Annotated in this window: 2 protein-coding genes; both read left to right on the forward strand. The window is 72.0% G+C overall.

The annotated features are described in order from the left end of the window. Window positions 1–1,496, forward strand: a 1,496-nt coding sequence (locus D477_RS20790) for a PTS fructose transporter subunit IIC (protein ID WP_005275532.1), incomplete at its 5' end; no start/stop codon positions are given. A 40-nt stretch (window positions 1,497–1,536) separates the two neighbouring features. Beyond that, window positions 1,537–2,124: phosphoenolpyruvate-utilizing N-terminal domain-containing protein (locus tag D477_RS20795; protein ID WP_005275534.1), on the forward strand; the 588-nt coding region annotated here is incomplete at its 3' end.

The raw sequence follows: 2,124 nt of genomic DNA on the forward strand, positions 1-2,124 counted from the left end.
CCGCCGCCCGGCCGAAGAGCCTGGTCGCCGTGACCGCCTGCCCCACCGGCATCGCCCACACCTACATGGCCGCCGATTCGCTGGCCGCGTCGGCCAAGGAAGCCGGCATCGACCTGCAGGTCGAGACGCAGGGCTCGGCCGGCGCCACGCCGCTGGATCCGGCCATCATCGCCGCTGCGGACGCCGTGATCTTCGCCGTCGACGTGGACGTCCGCGAGAAGGAGCGCTTCGCCGGCAAGCCGGTCATCCAGTCCCCGGTCAAGCGCGCCATCGACGAACCGGACGTGATGATCCGCGAGGCCCTCGCCGCCGCGGACAACCCCAACGCCCGGCGCGTCAGCACCACCGCCGACGTCGCCTCGCACGAAACCGGCGAGGCCGGCGAAAGCATCGGCGCCAAGCTCAAGCGCGCCCTGCTCACCGGCGTCAGCTACATGATCCCGTTCGTCGCCGGCGGCGGCCTGCTGATCGCCCTCGGCTTCCTGCTCGGCGGCTACGCCATCACGGACATCGCGGACGACGTGGTCCTGCAGAACAACTTCGGCAACCTGCCCGACGGCGGACTGCTCACCTACCTGGGCGCGGTCGCCTTCAAGATCGGCGCGCTCTCCATGGGCTTCCTGGTCCCCGCGCTGGCCGGCTACATCGCCTACGCCATCGCCGACCGGCCGGGCATCGCCCCGGGCTTCACCGCGGGTGCCGTCGCCGGATTCATGGGCGCGGGCTTCCTGGGCGGCTTGGTTGGCGGCTTGCTGGCCGGCTGGATCGCGCACCTGATCGGCACCTGGTCCGTCCCGCGCTGGCTGCGCGGCCTGATGCCCGTGGTGATCATCCCGCTGCTGGCGTCCATCGTGGCCTCGGGCCTCATGTTCCTGGTCCTCGGCGGCCCGATCGCCGGACTGACCAACGCCCTGAATGCCTGGCTGTCCGGACTCACCGGCGTCTCCGCCGCGGCACTGGGCGTCATCCTCGGCCTGATGATGTGCTTCGATCTCGGCGGTCCGGTCAACAAGGTCGCCTACGCATTTGCCGTCGCCGGCCTCGGTGCCGGCAGCGCCGACAACCAGGCGCCCTGGCTGATCATGGCCGCCGTGATGGCCGCAGGCATGGTGCCGCCGCTGGCCATGGCGCTGGCCACCGTGCTGGACCGCAAGCGCTTCTCCCTCGCCGAACGAGAGAACGGCAAGGCGGCCTGGCTGCTCGGCGCGGCCTTCATTTCCGAAGGTGCCATCCCGTTCGCCGCGGCGGATCCGCTGCGCGTCATCCCGGCCAGCATGCTTGGCGGCGCGGTCACCGGTGCCCTGACCATGGCGGCCGGTGTCACCTCGCAGGCTCCGCACGGCGGCATCTTCGTCTTCTTCGCCATCGGCAACGTCCTGATGTTCATTGTCGCGGTCGCGGCCGGAGCGGTGGTCTCCGCCCTCGCGGTCCTCGCCCTGAAGCGCTACGCCGTGCGCAAAGAGGTGGCGGCCGAGCCCGCCCCGGTGGCAGCCTGACGGCACCCAGTTTCGAACCAGAACCCACAGTGAGGTAAGAATGAGCAGCATCACCGGAGCAGGCGTCAGCCCGGGCCGCGTCATCGGCCCCGTGCTGCAGATGCCGCCCGCCATCCCCGAACCTGATGCCACCGCCGGGCTGCCGGCCGGCACCACCGCCGAAACGGAAACCGAGCGGCTGCGCACCGCAGCCAAGGCGGTCCAGGCCGAGCTGAAGGCCCGCGCCGCCCACGCCAGCGGGGATGCCGCCGAGGTCCTCAAGGCCACGTCCCTGATGGCAGCCGACCCGATGCTGCTGAAGTCGGCGGCGAAGCTCCTCGCCGCGGGCCGCAGCACCGAGCGGGCGGTCTGGGAGGCCGCGGAGCAGGTGGCCGAGCAGCTCAAGGCGCTCGGCGGCTACATGGCCGAGCGGGCCGCGGATGTGCTCGATGTCCGCGCCCGGATTGTGGCCCAGCTGCGCGGCGTGCCGGCCCCGGGCATCCCCGATTCGGACGTGCCGTTCGTGCTGGTCGCCGAAGACCTGGCGCCGGCGGACACGGCCACGCTGGACCCGGCCAAGGTCATCGCGCTGGTCACCGCCGGCGGCGGACCGCAGTCGCACACCGCCATCCTGGCCCGCGCGCTGGGC

It is taken from the genome of Arthrobacter crystallopoietes BAB-32, assembly GCF_000328305.2.
Lineage (GTDB): Bacteria > Actinomycetota > Actinomycetes > Actinomycetales > Micrococcaceae > Crystallibacter > Crystallibacter crystallopoietes_A.